Origin of the sequence: Dysgonomonas termitidis, assembly GCF_042654545.1 — a bacterium.
Taxonomy (GTDB): Bacteria; Bacteroidota; Bacteroidia; order Bacteroidales; family Dysgonomonadaceae; genus Dysgonomonas; species Dysgonomonas termitidis.
In genome coordinates, this window is the sequence record NZ_JBHSGN010000063.1 from 56,153 (window position 1) to 81,269 (window position 25,117).

At 40.1% G+C, this 25,117-nt stretch carries 13 protein-coding genes; 6 read left to right on the forward strand and 7 right to left on the reverse strand.

Translation table 11 applies throughout. The features are described 5' to 3' along the window. The first annotated feature begins 133 nt into the window (after window positions 1–133). The 3 genes from ACFO6W_RS08740 (at window position 134) to ACFO6W_RS08750 (ending at window position 5,127) form a co-directional block, all read left to right on the forward strand. Complete coding sequence (locus ACFO6W_RS08740; protein WP_379995395.1) at window positions 134–2,551, forward strand: TonB-dependent receptor; 2,418 nt, start codon at window positions 134–136, stop codon at window positions 2,549–2,551. 37 nt (window positions 2,552–2,588) lie between these two features. Continuing rightward, complete coding sequence (locus ACFO6W_RS08745) at window positions 2,589–3,812, forward strand: DUF4374 domain-containing protein (RefSeq protein ID WP_379995397.1); 1,224 nt, start codon at window positions 2,589–2,591, stop codon at window positions 3,810–3,812. Between the two features lie 196 nt (window positions 3,813–4,008). Further along, window positions 4,009–5,127, forward strand: coding sequence for a DEAD/DEAH box helicase (locus ACFO6W_RS08750; protein WP_379995399.1), 1,119 nt, complete (start codon window positions 4,009–4,011; stop codon window positions 5,125–5,127). 55 nt (window positions 5,128–5,182) lie between these two features. Here ACFO6W_RS08750 and ACFO6W_RS08755 read toward each other — a convergent pair whose 3' ends face one another. Continuing rightward, a complete protein-coding gene (locus ACFO6W_RS08755; RefSeq protein WP_379995401.1) occupies window positions 5,183–7,369 on the reverse strand; it encodes a bifunctional alpha,alpha-trehalose-phosphate synthase (UDP-forming)/trehalose-phosphatase in 2,187 nt (728 codons plus the stop codon). A 206-nt stretch (window positions 7,370–7,575) separates the two neighbouring features. On the opposite strand from ACFO6W_RS08755, the gene ACFO6W_RS08760 reads away from it, so the two are divergent. The 3 genes from ACFO6W_RS08760 (at window position 7,576) to ACFO6W_RS08770 (ending at window position 13,186) form a co-directional block, all read left to right on the forward strand. Continuing rightward, window positions 7,576–9,369, forward strand: coding sequence for a glycoside hydrolase family 15 protein (locus ACFO6W_RS08760; RefSeq protein ID WP_379995403.1), 1,794 nt, complete (start codon window positions 7,576–7,578; stop codon window positions 9,367–9,369). Between the two features lie 260 nt (window positions 9,370–9,629). Continuing rightward, window positions 9,630–12,011, forward strand: a complete 2,382-nt coding sequence (locus ACFO6W_RS08765) for a TonB-dependent siderophore receptor (protein ID WP_379995405.1) — start codon at window positions 9,630–9,632, stop codon at window positions 12,009–12,011. Further along, a complete protein-coding gene (locus tag ACFO6W_RS08770) occupies window positions 12,011–13,186 on the forward strand; it encodes a PepSY-associated TM helix domain-containing protein (RefSeq protein WP_379995407.1) in 1,176 nt (391 codons plus the stop codon). Before ACFO6W_RS08765 ends, ACFO6W_RS08770 begins: the two co-directional genes overlap by 1 nt. 106 nt (window positions 13,187–13,292) lie before the next feature. Here ACFO6W_RS08770 and ACFO6W_RS08775 read toward each other — a convergent pair whose 3' ends face one another. From ACFO6W_RS08775 to ACFO6W_RS08800, 6 genes are all read right to left on the reverse strand, one after another. After that, on the reverse strand, window positions 13,293–14,678 hold the full coding sequence (locus ACFO6W_RS08775) for a DUF1080 domain-containing protein (RefSeq protein WP_379995409.1): 1,386 nt from the start codon (window positions 14,676–14,678) through the stop codon (window positions 13,293–13,295). 47 nt (window positions 14,679–14,725) lie between these two features. Continuing rightward, window positions 14,726–15,640, reverse strand: a complete 915-nt coding sequence (locus ACFO6W_RS08780; protein ID WP_379995411.1) for a sugar phosphate isomerase/epimerase family protein — start codon at window positions 15,638–15,640, stop codon at window positions 14,726–14,728. A gap of 96 nt (window positions 15,641–15,736) precedes the next feature. Then, complete coding sequence (locus ACFO6W_RS08785; RefSeq protein ID WP_379995413.1) at window positions 15,737–16,810, reverse strand: Gfo/Idh/MocA family protein; 1,074 nt, start codon at window positions 16,808–16,810, stop codon at window positions 15,737–15,739. Window positions 16,811–17,054: 244 nt separating this feature from the next. Next, a complete protein-coding gene (locus ACFO6W_RS08790; protein WP_379995415.1) occupies window positions 17,055–18,728 on the reverse strand; it encodes a DUF6377 domain-containing protein in 1,674 nt (557 codons plus the stop codon). 204 nt (window positions 18,729–18,932) lie between these two features. After that, the gene (locus tag ACFO6W_RS08795; protein ID WP_379995417.1) at window positions 18,933–22,247 is read right to left on the reverse strand and encodes a glycoside hydrolase family 2 protein; all 3,315 of its coding nucleotides are present in this window, start codon (window positions 22,245–22,247) and stop codon (window positions 18,933–18,935) included. 263 nt (window positions 22,248–22,510) lie between these two features. After that, window positions 22,511–25,093, reverse strand: coding sequence for a hypothetical protein (locus ACFO6W_RS08800; RefSeq protein WP_379995419.1), 2,583 nt, complete (start codon window positions 25,091–25,093; stop codon window positions 22,511–22,513). Between the last annotated feature and the right edge of the window lie 24 nt (window positions 25,094–25,117).

Below are 25,117 nucleotides of genomic sequence, written 5' to 3' on the forward strand. Positions count from 1 at the left end.
GTTAATGGGCCTGTTTGTTGTAGTGTTCACTCATACTATTTAGGTATAAAATACTCTGCAAATACCTATTTATGGTGATTGTGAGGAGGGACGCGGTGTACTACTTTTACGCGTTCGAAAATTAAGAATCAAAATGAGTAACAAACTATTCGGAGCTAATCTTTTATGCTCTTTGCTTTTATTATTTTTTATAAGCAATACATTAAATATATCGGCCCAGCAATCAAAAAGTGGGATTATTACCGGGCGTGTGACGGATGCGCAGAAAAAAGCTGTTTATTCGATAGCTGTATCGGTAGAAGGAACTGCAATCGGGGAATATACAAGCGAGAGTGGAGAATTTAAGCTGGTCAACGTACCGCCCGGAAATCAGACTATTGTCGTATCGGGTGTGGGGGCAAAGACGGTCAGAGTAAATGTACTGGTCGAAGCGGGTAAAACTACCCGTGTCCCTGATGTTGAAATAGACAATTCCGTAGAATTACATGAAGTAGCTGTAGAAGGGAAAACCGAAGCCCGGCAAAAGCAGGAACAAGCTTATGCCATAACCGTGGTCGACCTTAAGCAGTCGTACAATACTGTAGCCCCCCTAAGCAAGATGCTGAGCAATATCTCAAGTGTCCGTATCCGGGAAGACGGAGGAGTAGGGTCTAATTACAATTTCAGTCTCAATGGCTTTTCAGGAAATCAGGTGAAATTCTTTCTGGATGGGATTCCGATGGATAACTTCGGATCTTCGTTCAACCTGAGTAATATCTCTGTGAATATGGCTGAACGTATCGAAGTTTATAAAGGTGTCCTGCCTGTAAGCTTAGGCGCCGATGCCTTGGGCGGAGCGGTGAATATAATCAGTCGCAAAGATGCCAACTATCTGGATGCATCATACTCTATCGGGTCATTCAATACGCACCGGATATCTCTGAATGGAGCTTATACTGACCTGAAAACAGGCTTTACCGTCCGCGCCAATACATTCTTCAATTACTCGGATAACGACTATAAAGTATTCGCTCCTATTAAGGATTTGAGTAACGGAAAAACAATTGAAGAACGATGGGTGAAACGTTTCCATGACGATTACCAGTCGATGGGGATAAAATTTGAAACAGGGATAACCAATAAATCATACGCTGATTATCTGTTAGCAGGCGTTATCCTGTCAAAGAACGATAAAGATGTACAAACCGGCGCTGTGATAGATGCTGTATACGGTGGTGTAAAATCCAAAAGCGAGTCGATGATACCGTCTATCCGCTACAAAAAGGATGATCTGTTCGTTGAAGGATTATCCGCTTCATTCTATGGAGCATACAGCATGGTCAATTCATTCAGCACAGATACTCTGGCACGCAACTATAACTGGCTGGGTGAATGGCAACCTTCTGATACAAAGGGTGAACGGGGAACTAATTCTTATACCGATTCCAAAATAAGGAATAGGGAGTGGGTAGCCAATGCCAATATCAGCTATATGATAAATAATCATCAGTCCGTTACGCTGAATCATGTGTTTTCATCTTTAAACCGGAAAATTCATGACAAGGTAGATCCTGACAATGAATCGAACAAAATACCTCAAAAATTGACGAAGAACATAACAGGTCTGGGTTGGCAGGTAAAATACGATAGGTGGAACGCCAATGTTTTTACTAAATTATACAGTACAAGCAGTTCTACCTATAAGATAATAAACCAGTATAAAGAAGATGAAAGACTCGATAAAGTAGATGACGATAAAACAAATGTTGGATACGGGGCTGCATTTACTTATTTTATTTTACCCAGATTACAGGCGAAAGTTTCTTATGAAAAGGCTTACCGCTTGCCGGAAAGCACCGAAATGTTTGGTGACGGACTTAATCAGTTGCGTAATCCCGATCTCAAGCCCGAGAGTAGTAATAATGCGAATCTTGGTTTTATCTTCGAACAGAATTTAAAAGAACATACAGTCTTCCTCGAAGGTAATTTTATATACAGGGATACGAAAGACTTTATATTAAAAGACCTGACAGAAGCTTCGGCTGTTACCGGTTATAAAAATATGGGGAAAGTTCTCACTAAAGGTGTAGAGGGCGGAATAAAGTATCAATGGAAAAACCGCCTTCATGCGGGAGCAAATCTGACTTATCAGGACATAAAGGATAATCAGAAGTATGAAGAGAATACGGGCACTTATGTAGGAAACGGAAAATCCGAGAATCTCAATTATAAGCGTCGTCTGCCTAATATCCCTTACTTTTTCGGTCATGGAGACATAGGGGTGCAGTTTCAGAATATAGGGCTAAAAGATTCAGAATTGTCTTTAGACTATTCGATCAATTATATGTGGAAGTATTATCTGTCTTTTCCCGGTCTTGGGGCAAAGTCGACCAAAGATGTAATTCCCGAACAGACTTCGCATGATATCTCCCTGGGTTACACGATGCAGAATGGGCGTTATAGCGTTATGCTGGAATGTACGAATTTCACGGATGAAAAATTATATGATAACTACAGATTACAGAAGCCGGGTAGGGCATTTAATCTGAAATTCCGTTATTTTCTGAAATAATAAACTATACAATCAGATTTACTTAATGAAAACGAGCATGAAATATATAAATAAAATTACAGCATATATAATCGCAGGATGTATCGTCTTATTTGCTTCCTCATGCGATGACGATGAATTTGGCACTGAAGAAATTCCTTTTGCTCCTTATGTTCTAAGCCTGGGGATTACATCCGGTGGGACAACAGCCTATTATCTCGTTACGGCGGAAGACCTTATGTCGGGGAACATCAATGCGGTAGGCAAAGGAATAGAGCAAAGCGGATTCCATGATTATGAGCAGGGCAACCAAACTATTTTTTGTGTGGGCGGTCTTGGAGTTACCAATACTACCGGAGTAGTAAGGGGAGGGGACGGTTACTTGCTTGAAAAAGGTGAATTTACTTTCAATCAGTCTCTCAGTGCATTTACACAGATTGACAATAACAGTATGATGGGAATAGAGATTCCCGGTAATGCTGAAGAGGGAAGTAATATAACGTTTTATAATGTTGATATTAACAGTGTTGCTATTACCAGTCGCAAGACTGCCCCGATAGCGCCTCTTTCCCAATTCGAATGGCCGAGTATTACTGGCTTGTGTATGAGCGGTAATAAGATTTACATGACTTACTTCCATATGAATCCGAAGACATACGAAACCAAATATACCGATACCACTTATGTTGCTGTATATTCTTATCCTGAAATGACATTGGACAAGGTGATGAAAGATACGCGTACAGGCCCGGCCGGATCGTGGTATGCGCATAATGGTATATTCAAGGTCGAATCGGGGGATATGTATATCATGTCTAATTCTGCCATTGCCAACGGATATTCGCAGAGTACGAAAAAAGCCGGATTTTTGCGTATACCGGCAGGCACGACCGGGTTCGACGATTATTTTTTCGATTTCGAGACTAAGTCGGGAGGCTTGAAACCTGCCCATGTAAAGTATATTGGTGACGGTCTGGTATTCGCTGAGGTTAGTACCATTAATCCCCAGACAGCAAATGACAGATGGGGAGATAAATCACTGGCATGCTATATAATAGATCTGAACAACCAGTCATTTAAAAAAATACCGGAGATTCCTGTACATGACGGGGATGGAGGACGCCGCTTTTCTGTCCTGGTTGACGGTGGATACGTTTATTTCCCTGTAAAGGTAAAGGATGAAGGCGTCTATATTTATCGTATCGATCCTAAAACGGCAACAGCGGAGCGGGGAGCTAAAGTCTCTACTAATTTTGTCGGTGGCTTTTTTAAACTTAATTGAAATATTGTTTGATCTTTCTGATCCGAAGAACCTGAGATATCGGTGAATAAATCAGGTTTATGTTGTTAAATCGATTATTAGTCTTACCTTTGTGGCGCAAACAATTTGTGTCGGTTCTATCCTGTGATTATTTCCCCCACGATTTTGCACATTAATAAATTAAAGATGACTGCCGGAAGAGCAGACTGAATATTAGATGACATCATTTCAAGAATTAAACATTATAGAGCCGATATTGAGGGCTCTGCAAGAAAAAGGATATACAAATCCAACCCCGATACAACAAGACGCAATCCCCGTAGTTCTCAAAAAGCAAGATATGCTTGGACTGGCACAAACCGGTACAGGCAAAACAGCAGCATTCTCGATACCGATTATACAACATTTGTATCAGAATAAAATAAGCGGAAGGAAAAGAGAAATAAGGGCGTTGATCATCACTCCCACCCGTGAACTTGCAATCCAGATTAACGATTGCATCAGGGAATATACCCTGTATACAGGATTACGACATTGTGTGATATTCGGAGGTGTGAAGCAAAAGGCCCAGACCGATGAACTACATAGAGGCATCGACATCCTTGTTGCTACGCCCGGGCGGTTACTGGACTTAATGAATCAGGGTTTTATAAGCCTGAATGCTATAACTCACTTTGTACTCGATGAAGCTGACCGGATGCTGGATATGGGCTTTATCCATGATATAAAGCGTTTATTGCCCAAACTGCCAAAGGATAAGCAGACTCTGTTCTTCTCGGCTACAATGCCTCCGGCTATAGCTGCACTTTCACGTTCTATATTAAGGAATCCTGTCAGGGTGGAAGTCGCTCCCGTTTCGTCCGTGGTGGATGTGATCGAGCAAAGTGTTTACTTTGTAGAAAAACAGGATAAGAAAGATTTGCTTATCAACTTACTGAAAAAAGATAAGAAACAATCGGTTCTGGTATTTTCCCGTACGAAGCACGGAGCCGATAAGATAGCACGTTTGCTTTGTAAAGCGGGGATTGGCAGTGAAGCCATTCACGGGAACAAATCGCAGAATGCCCGTCAAAGAGCATTGGAAAATTTCAAATCGCATAAGACCCGTGTACTTATTGCTACTGATATTGCCGCCCGCGGAATAGATGTCAATCAGTTGGAACTGGTTATCAATTACGATTTGCCGGATGTCCCTGAAACTTATGTGCACCGTATAGGACGTACAGGGAGGGCCGGTCATGGCGGTACGGCTCTGACATTTTGTGCTGAGGATGAACGGCCGATGCTTAAAGATATCCAGAAGCTGACAGGCAAAGTATTACCTGTCGCTATTTAAACCTATTTCCGGACAGGAATCCGGAAATAAAAGAAAAGATAAGGACCGGATATATTTAGATATAGCCGGTCTTTTTTCCCTTCATTAGTTTATTCAGAAATAGTACGGTTTGTTCCTGTGTCGGCAGATTGTACAATGCAGCATTGGAACTCTGGCCAACTTTAATTGTTATTGCATCTTGCGGCAATGCCAGAAACATCTCTTCATCGGTAGTATCATCTCCTATAGCCATTATGAAATCGTAGTTTCCTTTCCCGATCAACCTTCTGGCCTCCGAACCTTTGCTAATATCGCCGTATTTTACTTCTACTATCTTATTTCCTCTCATTATCTGTAAGTTGTTACGTGCACAAGGATTTAGCAAAGCATTGATAAGTTGGGTGACACGCAGGTCGGCAAGCCAGATGTCCACGTTCCGGTAATGCCACACCAGTGCCGTATCTTTTACCTCCATTTTCGAACGCGGGGTTCTTTTTACAATTTGTTTGATTATGTTTGGTATTTCCTCATCCCATTCTACTTTCTGGGCGGTTTGATACCATATCCCATCTTCCCGGTAAAAGGCACCATGTTCGGCAGCCAGTCCTATTGGCAGATGCCCAAGCCATTTATCGAGGGTTTGCTTGTCGCGCCCGCTACTTATGACTACATGATTTCCCGGGTAGGTACTTAATTCTTCCAATATTTTGAGCAGGTCGGGTGTCGGATATGCTTGCATCGGCTCTTTTCTGAATGGTGATAATGTTCCGTCATAGTCAAGTATAATCAGCCTGTTTTGAGTTTTATCATACGCTTGCTTAATGATATCGAAGTTCGTTTTTTCAACGATCTTTTGTTGCAATGCGTCGTTTTTGGATTTTATGCTGGTCAGCTCCTCTATAAAATCCTGGGCCCATTGATTGACTGTTTGAGTGGATATGATTTCCTGCATAGATGCTATGGTTTTTAACTGTTCATCCAAAGGCATTTCCAATGCTTGTACTATTGCATTCTCTATCTCTTTGGTATCTGTAGGATTCACTATGATGGCATCAGACAATTCTATGGAAGCTCCGGCCATTTCACTCAAAATAAGGACACCCGGCTCATTTCTCTTGGTAGCAGGATATTCTTTGGCAACCAGATTCATTCCGTCCCGGAGCGGGGTTACCAGGGCTATATCTGCTATATGGTAAAGGGCAGCCAGTTCCTCGAAATTGAATGCCCGGTAAAAGTAATAGACGGGAGTCCAGTCGATCGTTGAATGTTTCCCATTGATTGCTCCCACTTTCATATCTATATCCTTCTTTAGTTCGGCATAAATATCCACATTGTCGCGGGAAGGGGCTACAATCATTACCAATGAAACTTTACCTGTATATTCCGGATGATTGTCGAGAAACTCTTCAAAACTTTTGAGCCGGATCATAATTCCCTTGCTGTAATCCAATCTGTCTACAGATAAGATTAGCTTACCTGTTCCGAAACTCGCCCTGAGCTCTTCTGCATTTTTGTTTATATCGGGATTTAATAAAGCATTGTGGAACATATCATAGTTGATACCCATAGGGAAAGCATCCACATCGACCACGCGCCTGTCCATTTGTATTTCATCCAGATTACAATCCAGCTTCAATACCCGGTAAACAGCACTTATAAAGTGGCGCATATAGCTGTGAGTATGGAATGCCACTAGATCCGCTCCCAGCAGTCCGTTCAGTATTTCAGCCCTTTCGGGCAAGCCGCGAAACAATTCGTAAGAGGGGAAAGGAATATGGTGGAAATACCCGATGCTGATATCGGATACTTTATCCCGGATCATTTTGGGCAATAACATCAACTGATAATCCTGTATCCATACAATATCTCCGGGTTCTATAATTTCCAGAGCTGCTTCACAAAATAAATTATTGACCTCTTTATAAGCTTCCCAGTATTTGTTTTCGTAGTGCATATAGTTGGAGAAGTAATGGCAGAGCGGCCAAAGTACGCTATTGCTATATCCTTCATAATAGTTCTCTATCTGTTCGGGAGATAAATAGACCGGATGAAAGTTTTGCCCTTCGAGCTGGTCATCTATAATTTCTTTTTCTTTGCAATCGTCGAGGTACATTCCCGGCCAGCCGATCCAGTGCTTTTCCATCTTCATTTCCAACGAATCGAGACCTGTAGACAATCCTCCCGGACTGGATATTACTTTATATATGTTATTTTTTTCAACTATTTTGAGTGGTAACCTGTTAGATATTATAATAAGTTTCATCTTTTCGATTTTTAATAATTAAAAGTTGCCGGAGTATCCGGAGATATTCCTGACAATGTATTTCTTTCAGATCAGGGAAAGAAATAGATAGGAGTAGAAATGTGAATTAATACTAATTAAAACAGAGAAATAGCGTATTTGGTTCAATCAAAGGCTATATTGTGTTGTAAAGAACGTCATAATCATTGAATAAAAAAAATATAAACATGCATAATCTAAATTACGGAGTTATAGGGAATTGTAAGTCGGCGGCATTGGTATCTGAAAGCGGGAGCATAGATTGGCTATGTGTACCCAATTTTGATTCTCCGTCGGTATTTTCTAAAATTCTGGATAAGAAGTCAGGGGGAAGCTTCGCTTTCCTGGTATCGGAAGATTATAAATGTTCGCAGCAGTATCTGAAAGGTACTAATATCCTTTGTACCAGATTTGCATCGGATGAAGGGAGTTTCGAAGTACTTGATTTTATGCCCAGATACAGGACTATGCAAATGGATTACTTTTACCCTGCTGAGATTTACCGCTATATCCGTTTACTTGCAGGCGAGCCGCGTTTCCGTGTCAAATATGAACCTGTAATGAATTATGCGAAAGAAACAGCGGTTCACCGTAAATTTGAGGATTGCATAAAAACATCTTCGTGCGAAAATGTCAGGGATAATATGTATCTGTATTCAAGTATTGATTTTGATACGATACTAAATGAAGAAGAAATGATACTCAAAAAAGAGGAGTTTCTGATGTTATCCTATAGTCAAAAACTTGTCTCCATAGATATCGACCGGGTTTATCTCGAATACCAGCGGACCAAAGTCTATTGGCTGAACTGGAATAGCCGTTCCCGTAAATTTGTCCAATACAATGATGTCATATCCCGTAGTTTATTGATATTGAAATTGATGTCTACTCAGGATTCAGGGGCGGTAATCGCCGCTCTGACGACCAGTATGCCCGAAACGATAGGGGAGGTGCGCAACTGGGACTACCGCTTTTGTTGGATAAGGGATGCTTCCATGTCGATAGAAACTTTGCTGAAAATGGGACATCAGGCTTCGGCAAAGCGCTTTATGGGATTCATAAAAAGAATATTGAAATCTAAATCCGATTCTTTTCAGATTATGTACGCGATAGATGGCAACCGCATTCTCCGGGAGGAAATACTGGAGCATTTGTCAGGATATGAGAATTCTCAGCCCGTAAGAATCGGAAATGCAGCGTATAACCAGCGGCAAAACGATTCGTTGGGATACCTTATGGATGTTATCTACAATTATTATATTCATTTCCCGGGAACTTTGGACGAAATAGAAGAGATGTGGGAAGTAGTGAAAACTATTGTGAAAACCGTGGCTGTGGAATGGCGGAATACCGATCAGAGCATCTGGGAATTCCGGAATACGGAGAAGCATTTCGTGTTTTCCAAAGTAATGTGCTGGGTAGCACTGGATAGGGCTGTGAGCATTGCCACCTTCCTGAATATGCCTGAATATGAGATAGAATGGAAAGAACAGGCCGAACTTATAAAAAACGATGTATTGACAAACGGGTGGAATGAAGAAATACAGAGTTTTACCCAGGCATATGACAATTGTGATGTAGACTCTTCCCTCTTGTTGATGGAACAATACGGATTTATTGAACCGGATAATGAGAAGTTTATCAAAACCGTGAAGAAAATAAAGGAAGAATTGTTTTATAACGGGTTGATGTACCGGTATAAAAATAATGACGACTTTGGCTTGCCTTCTTCTTCTTTCACTATTTGTACATTCTGGCTGATAAGGGCATTGTACGTTACGGGCGAAACGGATGAAGCTTTGAAAATATTCAATGAATTGCTTACATATTCAAATCATTTGGGTTTATTCAGTGAGGATTTGGATTTTGATACGAAGAGGCAGTTGGGGAATTTTCCTCAGGCTTATTCCCATCTGGCATTGATAAACACGGCATTGTTATTCTCAGATGAGCGTCCATTCTCTAAATTTGTCAGGGCGTGATTTATAATAATTGTATAAGAGATAGATTTCGTACGGGGTAAGATCAGGTCAATGTTCTTGCTGTTACTATGTACGCTATTTTCTTTGTTATATATGTTATTGCCACATTTATCCCTTTAATTTAATTTTTCGTTTTTGGTATCACTATAATTTGGTATTAAATGGTATATATATAATCATATATGGTGATTGTCTGGAATGTGTCATTATCGTAGGTTTGTGTCGATTTTATTTCACAAATTGACATTTTAAATAAAGCGATGAAAACTTTGCGATTTTGTTTCATGGTTATGCTATTTATAACCAGTATATCTATACATGCCCAGAATACCCGTTCTACTGTATCGGGCACAGTTGTATCTCCAGATAAGATACCATTGGAGAATGTATCTGTTTCGATTGAAGGCACCCATTATGGGGCTTTAAGTGATGAAAATGGGAAATTCCGTTTCAGCGGGCCAATAGGCCAATATATGCTTGTTGTATCGTCATTGGATCATAAGCCTTACAAATCGGCTGTAAACCTAAAACGGGGAGAAAGTACGTTCAATATTGTATTGACGGAAAAGGCGCATGAATTAACAGAAGTGGTTGTTGAAGCCGGTGTAAATAGATTCTCGAACAAAGAGTCTGAGCATATAGCCAGACTCCCGCTTAAGAATCTTGAAAATCCACAGGTATATTCCGTAATCGGAAAGGATCTGATTAAAGAGCAAATAATCGTCAATTTTGACGATGCTCTTAAAAATAGTCCGGGAATAGATAAACTCTGGTCTTCTACCGGACGGGGAGGGGATGGTGCTGCCTACTTTACAATAAGGGGGTTCGCTGTTCAGCCGACAATGGTAAATGGGTTGGGCGGACAAACAAACGGAGGATTGGACCCTGCCAATATAGAACGTATAGAAGTCTTGAAAGGGCCTTCGGGTACACTGTTTGGCAGTAGTCTCGTTTCTTTTGGCGGATTAATAAATATTGTAACAAAGAAGCCATTTGAGAATTTTGCCGGTGATATATCATATACCATGGGTAGCTACGGGCTAAGCCGGATCGCCGCCGATATAAATACACCGATAGACAAGGAAAAGAAATTGTTGTTAAGGACAAATGCGGCCTATCAGTCAGAGAACAGTTTTCAGGACGCAGGTTTTAAGAAGTCTGTATTTCTTGCCCCATCTTTACTATATAAAGCAAATGATAGATTGTCGTTTACCGTGAATACTGAATTTTATACATCGGAAAGTACAAATCCGTTGATGGTATTCCTCAACAGAAGCCGGGAACTGGAATATAAGACACCGGATGCACTGGGGATGGATTATAAACGTTCATTTACAAGTAATGACATAACAATAAAAACACCTACCACTAAGCTGTTTGGTATGATGGAATATAAATTATCTGATAAATGGACGTCGCAAACATCTGTTTCGTACAGCAACCGTCAGTCGAAAGGTTTATACTCGTATGTGATGTTTCTCCAACCTCTCAGAGACGATTCATTGAGCAGATGGGTAGGTTCACAGAATACAACAGGGACAACAGTCGATATTCAGCAAAATTTTGTAGGAGACTTCAAAATAGGAAATATGAGAAACCGTCTGGTAGTAGGATTCGATTATTTCAACACCAAATCGAATAGCAGCAGCAACTATGTAGCGTTCGACACCATCAATAGTCAGGTAGCCGACCCTAACTATACAAATCTGAGTGCGGCTGCCGTAAATGCCAAGTTGTCGGGATATAGTCCGTATTTATCAAATTCGAATGCAAATACATATAGCGTATATTTCTCGGATGTATTGAATGTTACCGACCGACTCTTGTTAATGGCCAGCTTGCGACTCGATTACTTTGACAACAAAGGTTATTACGATGTTAACAGTGGTGAAACATCAGGGGATTACAGTCAGACAGCTTTCTCTCCTAAGTTTGGGGCCGTTTATCAGATATTACCGGAAAAACTTTCTATTTTTGCCAACTATATGAATGGTTTTGAAAATGTAGAGTCTTCGCTTCAGCCGGATGGTTCTGTCCGTACGTTCAAACCAAAGCAGGCGAATCAAATCGAAGGAGGCATTAAAACATCATTGTTTGATGGAAAACTGGTCGGTACAGCGAGCTATTATGATATATATGTGACTAATGTGGTTCGTCCTGATCCCGAACAACCTAATTTTACAATTCAGAACGGAGATGTTTATAGCCGTGGTGTCGAGTTTGACTTTACAGTTAATCCCATAGCAGGTCTTAGCATTATTGCCGGATATAGTTACAACGAAAGCGTAAACAAAAAGACAAGTCCATCTGTGGATGGTCGCAGGGAGATAAGTGCAGGTCCCAGAAATTTAGTAAACGGATGGGTAAGTTACACTATACAAAATGGTGTTGCTAAAGGGCTTGGATTCGGATTCGGTGGTAATTATGCAAGTGAGAATGCAATAACTAATACTGCAGAAACAGGCCGATTCGTTATCCCTGCATATACGATATTGAATGCCACCGCTTTTTATTCTACAGGTGCATTCCGTTTTGGCTTGAAGGTGGATAACCTGACCGATAAAAAATATTGGAAAGGCTGGAGCACCGTTGAACCTCAAAAATTAAGACAGGTAATCGGAAATATTTCATTTCACTTTTAATGAACACAAAACAAAAGAAAAGCTTTTCACTCCGTAAGGTGTGCCATTGGGCGCACCTTTGGCTTGGTTTAATATCCGGGATCATTGTTTTTATTATAGCCATCACCGGTTGCATTTATACATTTCAGGAAGAACTACGTGGCATCTTTCAACCTCAGCAATCTGTTGTAATGGAAGATAAGCCGTTTTTGTCACCCCATCAGCTCAAAGAGAAGGCAGAACCATATGTTTTCAAAGCTCCCGGTGACAGCCTGAATGCAATTTATGGAGTAAGCTATAGTAAACGCGACAAACCCGTTACAGTGGCATATAACCATAGCGAAAAAGGATATACTCTTCTGTTGTTAAACCCTTATTCGGGCGGATATATTGGAGAACAAACTTATAGTGGCGACTTTTTCGGTTTTATTCTTTCCGGCCACCGCAATCTTTGGCTACCTTATGCAATAGGGCATCAGATAGTGGGCTGGGCAGTTGTTGTATTTGCGATAGTGACAATAACCGGAATTGTGCTGTGGATTCCCCGCAAATGGAAGAAAAAGGCTGTAAAGGCGGGATTGGTTATAAAGCGGAAAAGCAGATCATTTATGCTATTCTACGAGTTGCATAAGGTATTAGGATTTTATACGGTTCTGTTTGCTTTTATTTTCGCTCTTACAGGCCTGACATGGAGTTTCAAATGGTATTCAAATGCTTACTATAAAGTAATCTCCGGAGGAGAGGAGTTAAAAGAATGGACTCCGGCTTTGTCCGATACTACTTTGATTCCCTCATTTTCAAATCCGGACGACGTATTGTGGGAGCGTGTCAGGCAGGAATACAAAATAGGTGAACAAGGTGTATTTATATTTGATTTTCCTATCGGGGACACAGGTGCTTACCGTATTTGTTTCAATTCGGCTGATAATAATGAGACGTATTACAAGCGGCATTTTCGTTTTTTTGACCGTAACTCATTGCAGGAATTGGAAGGCGGAGGTATATATGGTATAAGTTATGAGGGTTCTTCCAATGCTGATAAGTTTTACCGTATGACTTATGATATCCATGTTGGGGCGATAGGTGGTTTACCGGGCAAAATAATCATGTTTCTGGCAAGCTTTATCATAGCCAGCTTACCTGTGACCGGTTTTATGATATGGCTTAAGAAAAAGAAGCCGAAAGAGGGGAAATGAATTGGAATAACCAGCATTAAATACCCTGATGAGGCTGTCTGTTACAATGCAGGCAATATGTGCTGTTATAATTTTTTGGACCAAATCAGTATGGGTAATGCAATATTCATAGTTTAATCTGGGGCTTATACATCTCCAGCTGCATCAGGTTGCATTCTTTTTTCATGCGTATGGAATACTCCAGTTTTCCCACCTCAGGGCTGATGTTGTTTGATCCAAAAGTGAATTTTATACCTGCTTTTTTAGCTTTCATGATAATGGCTTTATTGGGGATGCGATACAACTCATTTATTTCTAAAGCCATACCGCTTTTAGCAAGGGCATCGATAACTCTGTTCATTCTGTCTTCGGTCCAGAATTCATCGTAGCGGTCATTCATTTGCTCTGGAAGAAAGAATGGATTGACATATACATCGGCAGGTTCTCGCAAAACCGAACATATTTTATCTACAATCATATCCATATATTGCTGCTCATCATTAATCTTAACTTCCTCATTTATCCATAAGTGTACCCGGCGGTTTTTCATGTCATTAAAGGTCAAGGCGTCAGTGAAAACGAAGTCGAACCCGTCGCGGGCCTTTTCCGAGAAAGTAGTCACCCATTCACGCCCTTCACCCTGCATAGCCAGTATGAAAGGTTGGGTGCGCATCGTATCCAGAAAGTTAAAGACTTCTTTATCATTTGTAATAGGGAAGCCGACTCCGCAATTAGGGGCAACTACATAATTGATTCCCGCCTTTCTTGATTGTTTAGCTGCGGATTCTTTCGTAAGTCCTCCTTTTAAGTGTACATGATAGTCGAGTACAGGGAAATCTTCCTGGTGGAGATGAAGTATATCATCGTTTTGTTCGTCTTTGGCAATGGTTAGTTGAGCGGGAATATTTATATCTTTTCTATTGAGGGTTTCAATCGAAATACTTTTAAACTCTATATTTCCGCTACCTTTGCTCGCCAGTGAAATTGTACCCTCGGATAGAATGCATTTATCGTTTGGTGATATACGTAAGGGATGCGCAGGTTCTAAATATTCAACGACAGGTTCCCCGTTTATTTTTACAATAATGGATTGGCCTTCTACCCGGATATTCATAGTAAACCACTGATCGTCTTTTACCAGGCTTTTGGTAAGATTGCGTACAGATAGCAGGCTACCGGTCATTCTCCACCATATGGGATCTGAAATATTATTGTTGATTGCTATCCGGTAACCCTTACCCGAAGATTCGTCTGTATGGAAACTTATAAAGCCTTTCCCGTTTTGTGTGGTCCGTAATACCAGATTTAAGTCAAAGTCTTTATATTCACCGTTTTTCAGGGTGGCACGGGAGTCTGGTCCCGAGAGTATTAACATACTATCATTTACCGAAACATTACCGGAGGTTTTCCAGTTTTTGTCGTTATGCCCATTGAATAATATCCTGCTTTTTGAGTTCGTGCAAGAACTTAAACAAATGAAACTTATGATAAATAATATTATGGTCCTACTCATAAAATAAAAAGGCTTAATTGTTTTTTTTACAGAAAGAGGATATTTGCTTACTTACTGTAGCTTGCTTTCACAAATTGAGCATTGAGCAAATAATCCAGGCTGCTTTTAATACTTTCTTCAATTGTACTACTGTATTTTTCAACTTCAACTATAATATGTTTTACTCCGGCTGTTTCAGCATTCTTAAAGATGGCATCGAATCCGACCATCCCGCTTTGTCCGATTTCACGATGGTCCTTAATATGCAGGACAGAGAACCTGCCGGGGTATTTATTGAAATAATCGACAGGACTATTTTTGCCTATTACCACCCAATACACATCCATCTCAATAAACACGAATTCAGGGTTTGTATTCTCTATCAGATAGTCCATCATCACCACTTTGTCCTCTACTTTCTGAAATTCATGTGCATGATTATGATATCCGTATTTCAAACCACTCGCTTTACATCTTTTACCTATCTCATTGTAGTAATCGCAATATGTTTTCAAGTCTTTAACAGTCTTAGGTACCTCCAGCCATGGAGTTACTATATAAGTCATCCCGGCATCTTTATGTGCCTTAATCGCTATATCCCACCATTTCAACGATTCTGAAAAATCACCGGAAGCCAGCTCCTCCTGAGTAAGAGGTTTTGTGCAGTGAGAAGACAACACTTTCATCCCGGCAGTTTCCACGTCTTTTCTAAATTCCTGCGGGGTACGGTTATAAAATTTACCATCATTGTATCCGGCGGCTTCTACAGCAGTATATCCCATTTGTGCCAGTTCTTTCAGTATAGCTGTATAATCGGTATCATACTTACCGGTCTGATCCACATAACTGCCAATCCTATCCCTGACAGAATATAATTGTATCGCTATATCTTTTTTTACATTTTTTTTGTTCTGTGCCGGAATTGCTTGCGGCAATATTATTAATAAAGCTAATACCAGCAGTAAATAAAACTTATTTTTCATGATATTCATTTCTAATTTGTAAATACTAAAACAACTCCACAGGAGAGTCCTTAAACTCCCCAAATGGAGCTGACAACCAAACCCTTGTTGTAAATATTATATTTGTTGTAACAGGCCATACCCGTTTTTCATTGTTTTTCTTCTTTGCAGGATTTTCTCAAGTGTTTGTATTTCCCCTATAGCCGGCAGATCCTTGCTCTTGGCATCTTCCAGAAATTCCCATGCATACTCTGATGATATAGCCGAATCACGCAGTGTAGGTAAGTCGGGATGTCTGATACCCGATTCTATAGAGTCAGCAAACAGATTACATAATACGTCTATATTTTTACCACCGAATGCCCTCTCTTCCCGTATAGTTTGAGTTACTCCGTGTAATTCAACCACAGCTGTTTTAAAATCGTGCGTCATGCGGGCAATACCTTCTGTCCCGATCATATCTATATATGAGTTGTGGGTCTGCTTCGCTGATAATTGTCCATATACGTGTCCCTGAGTAATATCGAAAACAACGCCGTTCTCAAATGTACCATGACATTGCAGCCACCACGGATCTTTATAATTCCACATCCGTACAGCCTGCGCGTTCCAAGTTCTGAAATTGCAGTCGGTATACCAGCGCGCAATATCTACATAATGCATTCCGCAATCATGGAATGACGGTCCTTCATATTCATGCCCTTCTCCCGGAGCAAGCCCTGGTGTAAGATGGCATATGCGTATGATGGCCAATTCTCCGATTTCGCCTTTCTGTATAAAATCCTTGATTAATTTATGATACCACGAGTTGCGCAGATAAAGATTTACTGTTGAGAAAAGATCTGTACTTTCTGCAGCGCTGACGGCGCTCCACTCTCTTGTAATAGTATCGGCAATTGGTTTCTCGGAGATAACATGCTTTCCGCTCTGGATCGCTTTTTCTATTTGCTCTTTTCTTGAATTGGCCAGGGCAAACAGGCCTACAACCTGTACTGTTGGGTCATCAAATATTATCTGTTCGTTTTCTATAATTTCAGATTCAGGAGATAGTTTTCTTGCCAGTTCCCGTGAACTTGGGCTTACATCACATATATAAGCTATATTCCACCGTCCACTCTTCTGCATTTCCTGAAGATAAAATCTTCCCATCCTGCCAAAGCCTATCAGCCCGACTTTAATTCTAGTATTCATGCTATTAACGATAAAAGATCATTTGTAAATTTATAAGAGGAAAAACGTCAGGTAAAAATGTTTCAGTTGTCTTTCAAGATAAAGAAAACAAACTGATCTTCCTCTTGTAACAAAGCTAATTCCAAATAATGATGGCAGGTTTTTCTGAATAGTATTTTGTAGAAATGCATAAGTCGTATAGTTTTGATATATAGTTTGTAATGTTTTTTTAAATGGAAAAAAATGTAGACTGGTTAGAATTAATTTATTCAGATTTCCTGTTTATTGTTCCTATTTTCAAGACCATTTCTTCAAACTCGTCACGATTGGAAGCGGCCTTGTTTCTCATCTTTGTCCGGTAATTATAAATTGTGCTCATAGAACAACGTAAGAATCCTGCTATTTTACTGCTGTCTGTTATTCCTAACCGTAACAATGCATAGATTCGGAGCTCTTTATTTAACAGATCTTCCGTTTTAAGTGTAATTTGTTCTTCTTTGGCTAAAAGGGAATTGAACTCGGAAACAAATGTCGGATATAGGCTTAAAAAAGTATTATCGAAATGTGCATATAATTCATCCAGCTCTTTATCTACGGCCGTAGTGGATTTTAATTTTTTTATCAGTTCTTCGTAATGCCTGTTTATGCCTAATTTGTAAAGGGTTTTACGATGATCCTCCATTTTGTCGATATAGTTCGAGCAGAGATCCAGAAATTGGGCGATATACTGTTCCTTGATTTGGTTTGACTCCCATAGCTGCTCATTCCGCTCGTTCAGCAGGTTATTGGTTCCATTGATATCTTCATTCAAAGCAATCAGTTTTTTGTTGGTTCCGGACAGTTCTTCCTTGATACGGGATAATTTTTTCATTTGCTTATAGATATACGTAACCAATAAAATCAGGAACAGGGATAGTAAACTTATCAAAACGAGGTAAGTTTTTAATTTACTGTTTGTCTTTGCCTCCTTAGCCTGATACGAGGCATTGATGATCGAATAGAACTTTGACATTTCAGCGGTACGGAATTGAACCCCCGAAAATACGGCATCTTCGATAGCGGATTGTGTATATTTGAAAGCCTTGGAGATATCGTCACTGTTATAATATATTACTGCCAGGCGCTGGAAAGAAGCGTTTTCCTTGATCGAATTTTTTATATCGGCGATGGCCGACATGGTATAATATTTCTTTTCCAGTTCGGCATTGCCTTTCATGCCGTTTATTGCTCCAAGATAATGAGTAATCAAGGCATATTCGGGAGTGTCGATATCTTCGGTATTGAGTAGATCATTCAGCAATTCCAATGCTTTTTCCGTATTACGCAAAGTGATATATCTGTGAGCAATATTGATTTTATATAGAAAAGAAGATTGGTCTAAAACACTTAATAACGAATCTCTGTACATTTCAACCTGATGATAGTATTTGCTTTGGTTGCTTGTAGCCCCGTAGTGTTCGTAAAAACGGGAATAAGTCTCATAATAATCCGCTAAAAGTTCCTTAGGGAGTTTACGGGAATCGAGACTTGTCAGTATTTTTTCCGATTCGAGCAATCTTCCGGCATAAGAATAAACATTGGCAAGATTAATATCTGAATTATATTTCAGATTCTGGCTATCCAGCGATTTTGCTATCTGTACGTTTCTTTCCGCATAATGTATTGCCGAATCCAGTTTAAATTTCTTATATTCGCTATATAGCTTGAGGTTTATTTCATATTCATATTCCAATGAAGGAGCTTTCTTTTCCAATAGCTTTTTCAGGCTATAGATTCCTTTTTCCTTCTGCTCTGTAAACTGTTCCTTGTTATTGATTATATGATCCAGATAATCGGACATGGACTTAAGGTCATCTTCTCCATATAATGAAATAGAAAAAATGAAGAAGAAAAGAGATATAATATAATACTTTTGGCGTATGCTTCTTTTGTTTTTCATGGTTCTTTACAACCTTGTTGCGGTGCCCATTTATTTGTTGAAATACAAATGTATCTGATTATATTTAGATGGAAAATGATATAGGGTAATTTTTGTATTTATTCACATAGTGCATCCTGTTTTTGTAAAACAATCCTGTCCTTATCATGAAGGACAGGATTGTTTTCTTTGGTTTAATTGGTATTATCCGTATTGAAGGCAAACTTATCTTACAACAGACGATAATACCTGTTTCATAAAGTTTTTATCCGCAGAATCGAAGCGGATATTTGCCTTTAGCTGGAAATTATTCTTTGGATTCACGAGCTTTATCACCATATGGTTCCAACCCTTATCCAGCATGATATTAGGAATTCTGTTCTCGTCTTTCCCCGCAATTTCCATTGAAGCTATCTGATGATTATTAAGGTAGACGGTTATACCGCCTTCCAATACTGAATACATATCCAGGCTGGGCATATCCGGCTCGGCCAGTAAATTGCTCAGAGAGCGCGGGCTATATATCCAAAAGCTCATATAGGCCACAGGTACCCGGTCTCTTTCGGGTCTGGCTAAGGTGAAAACTCCGTTATTGTCACTGGTGGTTACTATCCAACTCTCATTGCCGGAGATGGTCTTTAATTGCGGAACAATAGAAGATTCGCCATCTATAAAATCGGTAGATAATAACTTGTCGACACTCTGAGTGTTTTTACTTAAAGGGCCTAGCAATAATGCCCTGTGTAATTTGGCGCCGGCATCGAGAGCCTGCATATCCTTTATATTATCGTTCGATATAGTGGCTCCCAGATTGGATAATATTTTTGTCAACAAAGAGGTTGTTTCTGTTGAGATTTCACTGAGATCCAACGAAGAAATGATAATCTCTGCATTTCCTGATTTTATGGAAGCGATTACTATATCTGAGCCTTTTGCTTCACGTTCGCTGCGAAAAACATTTCCCGTCTTGGATGTTTCAGGACGGTAGTTCCAACGCTGCCAGTCTGTGTTGCATGCTCTCAGTATAACATCTGCTTTCATCGCAAAATCACCCGATAGCCCATAGTGCATGGCTGTTCCGCCGCGCTGAATCAGTTCCGAAAAATAAAAATCGGAATGATTCAGTCCTTGCAGGAGTAAAGGTTCCCCCTCTTTCAGGAATGATGTAGCCTCTCTTTCTTCTAATGCGACAGCGTATGGCATAATTTTATTAATAAAGTCCGCCGACTGCCTGTTAACACCCATTACAAATATCTTTGCCCCGGCTTCTATAGCTTTCTGTATTTTGGTTAACTGGCTTTGAGTATTGTCCATCAGATTGTTGCCATCGATAATAATGAGGCTCTTGTTCGTTACTTTCCCGTCCGAGAGAACTTTTAAACCAATGTTTTCCAAATTTTCCTTCAACCTGGAGTTTTGGCCTGTGTATAAGATAATCGCATCTACAGGACTTACTGTATTTTCACTTTCGGCCGTATCTTTTATTTTTCCGCTATAAGGAAGTATAGGTGTGGCATTTGCATTCCGCACGGCTTCGAATAGCGGCCATGTGCGGTACAGGGGTAACGAGGAGTCGTAACCCGGATTTAATGTGGTGGTATATGGCCCTAATCTTTCGGGTTGCATACCATATGCACCTTCATCGAATCCGAAGAAAATACCGTCATCGGCTGCAGGCGCGCGTTTTGTGTTCTTCAACCCCAGTTCGAGAGGTTGCAAAGCATACCAGGCCAGATTAAATATAGAGCTGTAAGATGCGTTCAGCTCCCGCTGCGTCCTGATTAGCGCATAGCTCTCGATGGCAACGGCTTCCATTCGCCCCTGCATACTCTCATATGCCCTGTTACCATTGTACTCGGAAGCCTGCTTTGGTGTGCCGTAATATGCCATACTTTGTTCTCCTATACCCCACGGTTTACCTTCCGATGACCATTTCTTCATACCGTCCTGACCCCCATAATGTCCTATTACCGTAGGTAGTATTGTAGGGCGGTCAGTCTCTCCGTCTCCGGAAATCCAGGGGCGGGTAGGGTCTGCTTCCATTGTGATTCGTACCCATCTGTTAATTTCATCCAATTGCTTCTGGATAAGTGATTCAGGGGCTTTGAAAACATGCATCACTACCGGAACAGTCTCATTACATACACTCCATCCAAATACCGAAGCATGGTTTTTATCGCGTTTTATCAGCCGGCGGATGTGTGCGGCACAACTTTCCCAATAGTCATCACTATCGATTTTCGGGCCTCCGTCGCTCGACCATATTCCTGTTTCGTCCAGCACGCATATTCCCATTTCATCCGCAACATCCAGATAGAAGCGCGGAAAAGGCTGAGCATGGAAGCGTACTGCATTGGCATTGGCGTCTTTCAGCATGCTGAACCATGCCCATGTATAGCGGCGGGTCATTTGAGGCACACCCATAAAGTGCCATGAGTCACCCTTTAATGAGACCGGCTTCCCGTTCAGTAGAAGACGGTCGCCGGATATAGTGAATTGCCGCCAGCCAAATCTGTCTTGTTTTATGTCGATTGTCTTGTCGTTTTCCTTCAGGTTTACTACAGCGCCGTACAGGTTAGGCGTGTCTGGATTCCAATAGTCCAATTCATCCGAAACAGCTCTTTGTATGGTTATTTTGGTTACGGTATTTGCTGGTAATACCACTCTTTTCTCTTCAGGAAAAACGAGGGATGCTTTTGCGGCAAGTTCGCTCTTTTCTTCGGGACTTTCATTTATTGAGCGGCCTGCCAGGTTATACCATTTTCTTATCTCCGTACTCAGGGTTATTGTTTTCTTCCGGGCAGTGGTATTATTAATTTCGAGCTCTATCGTGAGATTCCTGCCCTTTACGTCCGGTTGAATAAAAATATCCTGTATATACACAGGATTATATGCGAATAAATATACATCCTGCCATATCCCGGCCATCTCTATACCCCACATTGATCCTCCCACATAAGTGCGACGGCCGTATTTCCCGGGCTCGTCGAACAAGCTTCCTTTGGCAACGCCGACCATGATTTCATTTTCCTGCCCGGCTTTGATATACGGGGTGATATCGGCTTCAAAGGGCAGGAATAATTCGAAGTTTTCCGTTACTTTCTGTCCGTTCACATATACTTCGCTTTTCCCCATTACACCTTCGAAGTGAAGAATTATTTGTTTTCCGTTCCAACCGGCCGGTACTGATATATTTTTCTTCATCCAGCCTATCCGGGCTTTTTCCCATTCTTTAGGATAACTCGGGTAGGCGACAAAATCACCGCCTTGTCCGTCAGTAAAATTGTTTACATTCCACGGCGATGGTATTTTTATTGAGACATTATCTTTTTTGAACACGGACGGGACTTTAAAATCAGAAGCTTTTGCATTATAAACGGGCATGAAATCCCATTTCCCGTTTAAACATAATTCCTGACGGTAAGGCTTTTCCTCTTCATTAACTAATCCTTTTATGGGATTAAACGGAAATTTATAGTCTATCCGGGATTGTGGCAGCACCTTATTTGTACATACCATACACAGTAGGATAGCTGCCATAAGTTTTAAATAATTTTTTTTCATGAAATTGGTGTTTGTATAATAATTTAAGACAATACGTTTTAACCATCCGGTAAGCACACAACTTTTACCAGAAGGATTATACAAATAAAGAAGGAACCGATTAACAGCCCGGTTAACTTTTGGGTAAAAAAAAGATTAAAATGTAAAGTCTTATTTATTTATATAAAAATAATGAAATAAAAAGGGACTTGTAAGACATAAGTCCCTGAAAAGAGTATATGTTTTTTATTTTACAAAAGCTAGCTTTCATACTTCTTCTCTATGACATCAGTCAGGGAATATTTATATTGTACACCTATCAGGTTCATATATTCTTTACAAAAATTGTCATAAATGCTTTTGGCTATTCCTTTTTTTCCGGAGTTGAACAAAATAGAGCATTTCAGATGCAGAGCCTCTTCGTTTATAAAATCATGTAAAAGAATTGTATCGGCAATATTAAGCTTCATGTTATCATCCAGTTGATATTTTCCGCTCTGTAATATATCGGTCAGAACGTCTATAGTCAGATTTGAAAAATCACTTTTGAAATTATCAGTCCAGTCTGTTTCCGTATTAGGCAATAAAACCCCTCTCAACAGTAGTTCAAGAAGACGGTTAACCGAATCCTGATCATCGAACTGACTCTCTCTTATTACAGAGAATAACCGCATGGCTTCAAAATAATCACATGTTATACTTTTATCGAATTTAACCGACCAAAAACCACTCACACTTGTGATTTCAACACCTCCTACATTTTCGAATATAGACCTGAGTTTACTAAAATATACATTTCTGTTTTTCTTAGCGGAAACTTCATCTTTATCGAACCACAAAAGTTGTATTATTTTTTTACCGGATATCCCCCTGGTATCTTTTTGAGTATATAATATGAGTAAAATAAGCAAATATTTCAGAGTAGGGGTAAACATTCCCGTAATATTATTTCCCTCATTATCCATTACTGTAAATCCTCCTGTCAGACAGATCGATTGTTTCTCAAAATTGTAATAGTTATGTTTCCGGATAACAAGCTCATCCGGCATTTTATCCGTATCCGTCCTCTTTCTCTGTATATTCTCTGATATGGTTATCCCCTTTCCAATAGAACTCCCTTGCTTCCTGCTTCTTATTCTTACTAATAGAACGAATACTACACAGACTATAGCGACGGATAGGATCGAAATTACAATGGGCAATATATAATCCTTTTCACCATCTTCTTGTTTTATGACAGCCTGTTGCAAATCGGCTATATAAATCGGCGGAAAATCGAGAGAATAAATAGATAGAAAAGATTCCGTATCGGATACCTTCCTGTAGAATAGAGCAAACAGCTTTTGCTGAGATGCAGAATAATACAAATTTGTATACAGGAAAAAGGCTTCAAGGTCTTCATGAATGGGAAAGGACATCTGCTCAAATCCTTTTTTATTGGCCCTGATTTTAAATAGAGTTCCTCCGTCTTTTGTTGTGAACAGATAAAAACAGTCTTGCTCCTTATCATAAACCATGTTCTCTCCGGGCATGAAGTCTTGGCCTGTATTGTCTTCTTCCCATAATTTATTCGCCTGTCCCATAATGAGATTGACAGAATAGAAGTCGTAATAATTACGCGGAGAAAGTTCCTGTCTTCCCGATTTGCTGCCACGTCCGCCAAATATGTACATCTGATTGTCTACAATTGCAGAAGAAGCCGAAAATCTGGGCAGAATTTCAGATAGTTGAAACTTCTTCATGCTTCCTCCATCCGTATTCATTTTTACCAGGTCGTGGTTATATTTATAAAACCCATATCCGCCAAAAGAGTAAAGCGTTGACTCATTGGCCAGATAGACGGCCGTATTATTCATGTAAGCCGGTTCTTTAACCGGTTTTGATGAATAGCTCCATGAATTGGTCTCAAAAGAGAAACTGGAAGTTATATCTTCATCCAGATTATATGTCACTATCTGATTTCTGATAGTATCGAAGTAAATCATATTGGGTACATTAGCGACCATATATCCTCCTCTGGATACTATTTGTGTTTCTTTACCGGACTTAGAGTCAAAGGCAGAGATACTTTTCGAATCCGGTGACACGATATAAAACAGATGATCGTGATCGAATGTAAACTGGGAATTATCTTTAATCTTTTTCGAATATATTTTTTTCCATGAAGCATAATCATCGGTGATCCATTTTGGATTAGTCGCTACAGCCCGGACCTGGGATATAGAATCGAGAGATACATCCCCGTTATGTTCTTTGAGTTTCCAGTAACGGGTGAGGCTGCCGTTACGAAATATCTTAATGTCCTTGATATTTACGGACGCAATATCTGTAATTCCAAAGTTTTCAATAGGGCAAACTCCAAATGAGATATTAACTCCCGATGAAGATGATAGATCGTAAGGCTTAGTCAATGTTGCGGAGCCATATGACAAAGTTATTTCCCTGCGTTCTCTGGATAAAGTGATACTGACGGGAACCCATTGCCCGCAGATAACTTCCTGTGATAGTGCATGAGCCGCTTCATTAATAGCTAACAGAGGATATCGCTTGTCATCATCGCTGACTGTAATCAACATATCTATATTTTCTTTTTTATCCGTGATAATACGGAATACCACGCCAAATAAGTATTCCGGACGGATATACATTTCAAATGACATGGTAAGCTCTTTACTTAGTTTGACAGAAGAGCCATTTTCCAAAATGAATGATGTTTTTTGGGAGTCACTTTCCGGATAGGATTTTATGAATAACCCATGATCCAGTTTATTTAATTTATCTTGTGCATGTGCGGAACAAAGGCTCAATACAAATATTAAAATCAGGCAGCTTACTTTATTCATTGATCAGGCGGCTTATCTGTACGA

What these genes read in the sequence shown, in the direction of transcription:
- ACFO6W_RS08740 (WP_379995395.1), top strand. Translation starts at nt 134, where the DNA reads ATGAGTAACAAACTATTCGGAGCTAATCTTTTATGCTCTTTGCTTTTA.
- ACFO6W_RS08745 (WP_379995397.1), top strand. Translation starts at nt 2,589, where the DNA reads ATGAAATATATAAATAAAATTACAGCATATATAATCGCAGGATGTATC.
- ACFO6W_RS08750 (WP_379995399.1), top strand. Translation starts at nt 4,009, where the DNA reads ATGACATCATTTCAAGAATTAAACATTATAGAGCCGATATTGAGGGCT.
- ACFO6W_RS08755 (WP_379995401.1), bottom strand. Translation starts at nt 7,369, where the DNA reads ATGAAACTTATTATAATATCTAACAGGTTACCACTCAAAATAGTTGAA.
- ACFO6W_RS08760 (WP_379995403.1), top strand. Translation starts at nt 7,576, where the DNA reads ATGCATAATCTAAATTACGGAGTTATAGGGAATTGTAAGTCGGCGGCA.
- ACFO6W_RS08765 (WP_379995405.1), top strand. Translation starts at nt 9,630, where the DNA reads ATGAAAACTTTGCGATTTTGTTTCATGGTTATGCTATTTATAACCAGT.
- ACFO6W_RS08770 (WP_379995407.1), top strand. Translation starts at nt 12,011, where the DNA reads ATGAACACAAAACAAAAGAAAAGCTTTTCACTCCGTAAGGTGTGCCAT.
- ACFO6W_RS08775 (WP_379995409.1), bottom strand. Translation starts at nt 14,678, where the DNA reads ATGAGTAGGACCATAATATTATTTATCATAAGTTTCATTTGTTTAAGT.
- ACFO6W_RS08780 (WP_379995411.1), bottom strand. Translation starts at nt 15,640, where the DNA reads ATGAAAAATAAGTTTTATTTACTGCTGGTATTAGCTTTATTAATAATA.
- ACFO6W_RS08785 (WP_379995413.1), bottom strand. Translation starts at nt 16,810, where the DNA reads ATGAATACTAGAATTAAAGTCGGGCTGATAGGCTTTGGCAGGATGGGA.
- ACFO6W_RS08790 (WP_379995415.1), bottom strand. Translation starts at nt 18,728, where the DNA reads ATGAAAAACAAAAGAAGCATACGCCAAAAGTATTATATTATATCTCTT.
- ACFO6W_RS08795 (WP_379995417.1), bottom strand. Translation starts at nt 22,247, where the DNA reads ATGGCAGCTATCCTACTGTGTATGGTATGTACAAATAAGGTGCTGCCA.
- ACFO6W_RS08800 (WP_379995419.1), bottom strand. Translation starts at nt 25,093, where the DNA reads ATGAATAAAGTAAGCTGCCTGATTTTAATATTTGTATTGAGCCTTTGT.